Source organism: Cupriavidus sp. YAF13, from assembly GCF_052113425.1.
In the GTDB taxonomy this organism is placed as follows: Bacteria; Pseudomonadota; Gammaproteobacteria; order Burkholderiales; family Burkholderiaceae; genus Cupriavidus.
Genome location: NZ_JBFRDD010000074.1, coordinates 56,953 through 63,535 on the forward strand (window position 1 = coordinate 56,953; position 6,583 = coordinate 63,535).

Here is a 6,583-nt window from a genome sequence, read left to right on the forward strand (position 1 = left end):
GGTCGCCAGTGCGTGACTGCCGGTCAAAGCCAAAACGCGCATAGAGAACGCGAGCTCGCCTATTGGTCTCGCGCACGCGCAGTTCGATCTTTTCGACGGCCGGTGTGCGATCCGCCCACGCCACCAGTGCCGCAAACGCGCGCAGCCAGAAATGCACCACGGCTTGAGAAGCTCCCCCGCACCGGGAATACCCGTATTGGAAGAATCATCCAGCCGATCATAATCATGATAATTATGATCATAAATAGGCTGTAAGCGATGTCCAAGGACCCCAAGCCCAAGATCTCTGGCACCAGGCGCGTGAAGCGCTCGGACCAGGTGGTCACCGACATCAAGCGCTGGATCGTCCAGACCCACCAGAAGGTCGGCGATAAGCTGCCGCAGGAGGCGGCCCTCATCGAGCAGATGGGCGTGGCGCGCGGGACCGTGCGCGAGGCGCTGGCCGCCCTGCAGGTGCAGGGCCTGGTCACCGTCAGCACCGGGCCCAACGGCGGCGCCACGCTGGCGCAGCCCTCGTACGATCGTTGCCTGGAGGCTGTCTCCAACTTCCTGTACTTCCAGCCGGTCGACATCGCCACGCTGTACGCCTTGCGCCGCGCGGTAGAGCCCGAACTGGCTGCCAACGTGGCACTGCGCCTGACCGACGCCGACCTGGCCGAGCTCGATGCGCTGATCGGCCTGAGCCATCCGGCGCACGGAGGCAGCGCGGACTGGAACGAGCGGCGCGAAGCGGACCTGCTGTTTCACGACCGGCTGACCGATGCGTGCAGCAGCCCCATGCTGGCGCTGTTCTGCCGCCTGCTCAACGACATCATTCGCCGCGTGATCGTCGTGCGCAATGCGCAGGACAGTTTCGCGCGTTTCGACGATGAAATCATCCACAGCCACGCCGGCCTGATGGACGCCTTCCGCGCGCGCGATGCCGACCGTGCACGCGCGCTCATGCACGAGCATATGGAGCACGCCGAAGCCCTGGCCCTTGAGGCCGAATCACGCGTCGACCGGGGAAGCCTGCTGATGAGCCCTAGCGACTAAACCACCGCCGCGCGGGCCCGCTCGCCGGCATCCACCATCCGCCTCGCCAAACTCCCACTTTGCACTGGGGGCGGGATCGCTTTTGCCCGACATTCCTGGAGTCTCAACGTGAATACCCCCGAAACGCTGTGGCGCTGGAGCGCCGTCGACATTGCCGCCGCCGTGCGCCGCCGCGACATTTCCTGCCGCGAGGCCACCGCCAGCGCGCTCGCACGCATCGAACAGCTCAACCCGCGCATCAACGCGCTGGCAGAGGTGCTGGCCGGGCAAGCGCTGGCGAGTGCCGATGCGGCCGACCAGCTAGTCGCCAGCGGCGCGCAACTTGGCCCGCTTCATGGTGTGCCGGTCACGATCAAGATCAATGTGGATCAGGCCGGGCACGCCACCACCAACGGCGTGATCCCGCTCAAAGACAACATCGCGCGTGAAGACGCGCCCGTGGTGGCGCACTGGCGCAATGCCGGCGCCATCATTGTCGGGCGCAGCAACACCGCCACCTACTCGTCGCGCTGGTTCACGGACAACGGCCTGCACGGCCGCACGCTCAACCCCTGGGATCCGGATATCACGCCCGGAGGCTCCAGTGGCGGCGCCGCCGCCGCGGTGGCTTGCGGCATGGGCGCGCTAGCCCATGGCAACGACATCGGCGGCTCCATCCGCTATCCGGCCTATGCCTGCGGCGTGCCCGGCTTGCGGCCAACGGTCGGCCGCGTGCCCGCGTACAACCCCAGCGCCAGCGCCGAGCGCGGCATCACGCCGCAACTGATGTCGGTGCAGGGCGTCATGGCCCGCAGCATGGCTGACCTGCAGCTTGGCTATCACGCCATGGCGCGCTACGACGCGCGCGATCCGGCGTGGGTGCCGGCGCCGTTGGAGTTGCCGCCACCAGTGGGCCCGATCCGCGTGGCGCTTTTCAAGCACTGCCCGGGCATTCCCATCGATCCGGCGGTGAGCTGCGCCCTGGACAGCGCCGCCGATTGGCTGCGGCAAGCCGGCTACACGGTGGAAGAAGCCGCTTTGCCGGATTTCCTCGAAGCCGCCGCGCTATGGCGCACGCTGATCACGGACGACAGCCGCCGCAACATCATCGCCGGGGTGGACCAACACGGCGACGAAGCCATGCGGCGCAGCCAGCGCAACATGATCGAGGGCATGGCACAGACCAGCCGCGATGGCTTTCTCGATGCATTGGCGCGCCGCCAGACACTGGCGCGCAACTGGTCGGTCTTCCTGGATACCTATCCGTTGGTGTTGATGCCGGTGTCATGGCAGCGGCCCTGCGCGCAGGACGCGGATATCGGCACGCTTGAACAAACGCACGCCCTGCTCGACGCCCAGAGCCCGCTGCTCGCCACCGCCATGCTTGGCATGCCGGGCCTCTCCGTACCCACGGGCATGGCCGGCGCCATCCCCGTTGGCGTGCAACTGATGGCCTGGCGCTTCAGGGAAGACCTGCTGCTGCGAGCAGGGCAGGTCATCGAAGACGCAGCGCACTTCACACCATTCGCCGCCCGGTAATCCCCCCCCCCGCAAGCCAACCAGGAGCATCCAATGAACGACCGCAACCATAACGCCGCTGTGCGGCTCTCGCGCCGCGCCATGCTGGCCGGCACCGCCGCCGTCCTGTGTGCGGGCAGCGTGATCTCGCGTGCCGCGTGGGGCCAGGCCGTCTCGCGCATCATCGTGCCGTTCCCGGCGGGTGGGCCAGCCGATTTCATGGGGCGCTTGCTGGCGGAGAAGTTGAAGGATGCGATGGGCCGCATCGTGATCGTCGACAACCGTCCCGGCGCCGGCACCCGCGTGGCGGCCGAAGTCCTGAAGAACGCGCCCGCAGACGGCAACGCCGTGCTGCTGGCGCCAGTGGACCCGATGTTTATCGGCCCGCTGATCTACAACAACATGCGCTTTAATCCCGCTACCGATTTCAAGGCCGTCACCGACGTGGCCGGCGTCCAGTTCGGGCTGGCGGTGAGCGCCAGCTCGCCGATCAAGACGCTGGCAGATTTTGTCCAGGCGGCCAAGGCCCGTCCCGCCGAGCACGCCATCGGCATCAGCACCGTTGGCACGTTGCTTCATTTCCTGGCGGTGGAATTCGTTGCCCAATCCCATACGGGCAGCACCCTGGTGCCCTATCGCGGGGGCGGTGCCCTTGTCACGGACCTGATGGGCAACCAGATATCCGCCGGCATGGACGCAACCACCACCTTCATGGAATATCACCGCGCCGGCAAGCTCCGCGTGTTGGCGGTGGCCGGCGACAAGCGCGCCGATGCGCTGCCCAATGTGCCCACGTTCGCGGAGTCCGGATTTCCAAACCTGGTGACCTCGTCGCGCTATCTGCTGTATGTGCGCGCGGGCACCGCACCCGACGTGGCCGCGCAGTGGGGCGACGCCGTGCGCAAGATTCTCGCTATGCCGGACGTTCGCGAGAAGCTGGGGCGCACTGGATACGACCTGCTCTCCGGCGGTGCGCCGGATGAGGTCGCAAGGTATGCGAACGCCCTTGCCGCGCGCTGGACGCCGGTGATCAAGGCTTCGGGTTTCAAGGGGGACTGAGGGGGCGCCGATTCTCGACAAGCGGACGCAGCCCTCACGTCCGCTTGTTCAAGAAGCGACCTTCCCAAGAAAATCCCGCACGGCCCCGTTGAACAACGCCGGCCTCTGCAGCGGCGCGAAATGGCTCACGCCCGGCAGCAGGACCAACTCCGCCCCGGGAATGCTTCGCGCAAGGTATTCGGCATGTTCGTGTTTGATGAACTCATCATGTTCGCTCTGCACGATGGCTACCGGCACACGGATATCGGCCAGCGCGCGCGCCGCGTAGTTGGGCTGGGTCCTCATCATCTCGCTGACCGCACCCACGAAGGCATCGAACGCGTCTGGCGTTGCTGACAGTTGCGCATAGTCCATGGCGTGCCGGGCAAGGCATCGGTTGATGATCGCACCAGGCGAGATCGTCTTTGTGCCGCTGGGGTCCATGTTGCAGCCAAAGAAGAACACCCCCGCGACGCGCTCAGCGGCTGTCATGCCGAGGATCAAGGCGATGCATGCACCGTCGCTCCAACCCACAATGGCGGCCTTATCGATGTGCAAGGCGTCCATCACGGCGAGTACGTCGGACGCCATCAACGCATAGGTGAAGGGGCGGCCATCGCGCGTGCTGCGACCGTGTCCGCGGCTGTCGATGAGCACGGCGCGATGGCCGGCGCTGACCAGCGCCGGAACCTGATAGCCCCAATTGCCGCTATGGCCTAGACCCCCATGCAGCAGGATCACGGGAGTGCCGGCTGCCCCGTACGTGGCATACCAGATTCGGGCACCGTCATTGTCCACGTAGCCCGCATCGCCGGCGGCCGGCAGCGGCGCGGCGCCGTGCGCCTCGAAGTGGGTAAGGTCGTCATCGAAGGATTCCATTTTGAAATGACTCCTGGTGCAAACATGCGGCCAACGACATGACGATCGAGTGACGGCGACTACCGCGGGTCCCCGTTGCCATTTGCGAATTCTACTTAGCGGCAAACTATTGGCTCAGAAACGGCGTAGTCCAGGCGGCGCGCAACGCCGGCATCCAGGTGTTTTATGTGCCACATCATCGTGCCCGGCCGGACGCCGTCTCCAGCGATTTCGCCTATAACGGTACGGTGGTACTTCGGGCACACCAATGCAAGGGAGTCTTTCCATGGGCAAGCGCATCACCATCGACGTGGCCGACGGCAGCTTTGCTGCCTATCTGGCCACGCCATCCGCCAACGCGCGCGGTACCGCCATCGTCGTGATCCAGGAGATCTTCGGCATCAACGCGGACATGCGGCAGACCTGCGACGACTTTGCCAGCCAGGGCTTCGTCGCCCTCTGCCCCGACCTGTACTGGCGGCAAGAACCCAATGTGGAGCTGACCGACAAGTCCGAGGCCGAATGGAAGAAGGCGCTGGCGCTCTACACCGCGTTCGACGTGGATAAAGGCGTGGCAGACCTCGATGCCACCATCCAGGCCGCGCGCAAACAGCCGGGCGTGGGCGGCGGCGTAGGCACGGTCGGCTATTGTCTCGGCGGCCTGCTGGCTTTCCTGACGGCGATGCGCACCGACGCAGATGCCGCGGTGTCTTACTACGGCGTTGGCATCGACAAGCATTTGGCCGAAGCCAGCAAGCTGTCAGCGCCGCTGCTGATGCATATCGCCGAAGAAGACGAGTTCGTGCCCCCGCAGGCGCGCGCAACAATCATCGAAGCCCTGCGCAACCGCCCCAAGGTGGAAATCCACACCTACCCCGGCTGCATGCACGCCTTCGCGCGCAACGCCGGCGTGCACTACAACGCCGAAGCAGCCAAGGCCGCCAACGCGCGGACGCTGTCTTTCTTCCAGGCGATGCAGTAATCCGGCAGGTCCCGCAGCAACCCACAAGGAGGTCACTTCATGAGTGAGATCACTACCAAGGACGGCACGCACATCTTCTACAAAGACTGGGGCACGGGCCAGCCCATCGTGTTCCATCACGGCTGGCCACTCAGCGCGGACGACTGGGACGCGCAGATGCTCTTCTTCCTCTCCAAGGGCTTCCGGGTGATCGCACACGACCGCCGCGGCCACGGGCGCTCCACGCAGACCGACACCGGCAACGAGATGGACACCTACGCCGCGGATGTCGCTGCGTTGGCCGCCCATCTGAATCTGAAAAACGCCGTGCACATCGGCCACTCCACCGGCGGCGGCGAGGTGGCGCGCTACGTCGCGCGGCACGGCGCTGGCCGCGTAGCCAAGGCGGCGCTGATCGGCGCGGTGCCGCCGATCATGGTCAAGAGCGCCACCAACCCGGGCGGCCTGCCGCTGGAGGTGTTCGACGGTTTCCGCGCGCAGCTGGCCGCCAACCGGGCACAGTTCTACAAGGACGTGCCATTCCCGTTCTACGGCTACAACCGCGAGGGGGTAAAGCCATCCGAAGGCATCATGGCGAACTGGTGGCGCCAGGGCATGATGGGCGGGATCAAGGCGCACTACGATTGCATCAAGGCGTTCTCGGAAACGGACTTTACGGAAGACCTCAAGAAGATCGATGTGCCGGTGCTGATCCTGCATGGAGACGATGACCAGATCGTGCCGATTGCGGATTCGGCTTTGCTGTCTGCCGAGTTGGTGAAGCACGGCACGCTGAAGGTCTACAAGGGGCTGCCGCACGGGATGTGTACGACCCATCCTGATTTGATCAATCGGGATTTGCTTGAGTTTATTCAGAGGTAGGGAGAGGACAAGGGGAATGTAGCAATTTCTGGCGTTCCCCTTGGCGAGCGGCGTGCGGGTTTGGCGTAGCCCGTGATGTGCGAGGTTTCTAGCCCCGCTGACGCGGGGGTGTCTCTTGGGGGTGGGGTTTTACTGCTTCTAGCTGCTGGCGCGGCTGTGCGGTGTTGGCCGTTTTRGAACGTGTGAGATGTCACTTTTCTTTACTCGTAAAGAAAAGATGGTATGAACGCGCCCCGTCCCCGCAGTGGAGCGCGAGGTGGCGAGACGGTAGTGTGGGTCAGGCAGAAAAGAGTCTGATGAGAGGGGGGGGCC

General features: G+C 65.1%; 6 protein-coding genes. 5 read left to right on the top strand and 1 reads right to left on the bottom strand.

Annotated elements, in window-relative coordinates; translation table 11 throughout:
- Positions 1-258 precede the first annotated feature (258 nt).
- The 3 genes from AB4061_RS36660 to AB4061_RS36670 all read left to right on the top strand — a co-directional run bounded on the left by AB4061_RS36660 (position 259) and on the right by AB4061_RS36670 (position 3,591).
- A complete protein-coding gene (locus AB4061_RS36660) occupies positions 259-1,035 on the top strand; it encodes a FadR/GntR family transcriptional regulator (RefSeq protein ID WP_441641023.1) in 777 nt (258 codons plus the stop codon).
- Between the two features lie 108 nt (positions 1,036-1,143).
- Complete coding sequence (locus AB4061_RS36665) at positions 1,144-2,553, top strand: amidase family protein (RefSeq protein ID WP_441641024.1); 1,410 nt, start codon at positions 1,144-1,146, stop codon at positions 2,551-2,553.
- A 33-nt stretch (positions 2,554-2,586) separates the two neighbouring features.
- Positions 2,587-3,591, top strand: a complete 1,005-nt coding sequence (locus AB4061_RS36670) for a Bug family tripartite tricarboxylate transporter substrate binding protein (RefSeq protein ID WP_441641025.1) — start codon at positions 2,587-2,589, stop codon at positions 3,589-3,591.
- Between the two features lie 48 nt (positions 3,592-3,639).
- Here AB4061_RS36670 and AB4061_RS36675 read toward each other — a convergent pair whose 3' ends face one another.
- Positions 3,640-4,449, bottom strand: a complete 810-nt coding sequence (locus AB4061_RS36675; RefSeq protein WP_441641026.1) for an alpha/beta fold hydrolase — start codon at positions 4,447-4,449, stop codon at positions 3,640-3,642.
- 265 nt (positions 4,450-4,714) lie between these two features.
- Between AB4061_RS36675 and AB4061_RS36680 the strand changes: the two genes are divergently transcribed.
- Entirely contained in the window at positions 4,715-5,410 is a 696-nt protein-coding gene (locus tag AB4061_RS36680; RefSeq protein WP_441641027.1) for a dienelactone hydrolase family protein, read from the top strand.
- Between the two features lie 39 nt (positions 5,411-5,449).
- The gene (locus AB4061_RS36685; protein ID WP_441641028.1) at positions 5,450-6,271 is read left to right on the top strand and encodes an alpha/beta fold hydrolase; all 822 of its coding nucleotides are present in this window, start codon (positions 5,450-5,452) and stop codon (positions 6,269-6,271) included.
- Positions 6,272-6,583: the final 312 nt, after the last annotated feature.

Coding starts and splice junctions, on each gene's coding strand:
- AB4061_RS36660 (WP_441641023.1), top strand. CDS start 259: ATGTCCAAGGACCCCAAGCCCAAGATCTCTGGCACCAGGCGCGTGAAG.
- AB4061_RS36670 (WP_441641025.1), top strand. CDS start 2,587: ATGAACGACCGCAACCATAACGCCGCTGTGCGGCTCTCGCGCCGCGCC.
- AB4061_RS36675 (WP_441641026.1), bottom strand. CDS start 4,449: ATGGAATCCTTCGATGACGACCTTACCCACTTCGAGGCGCACGGCGCC.
- AB4061_RS36680 (WP_441641027.1), top strand. CDS start 4,715: ATGGGCAAGCGCATCACCATCGACGTGGCCGACGGCAGCTTTGCTGCC.
- AB4061_RS36685 (WP_441641028.1), top strand. CDS start 5,450: ATGAGTGAGATCACTACCAAGGACGGCACGCACATCTTCTACAAAGAC.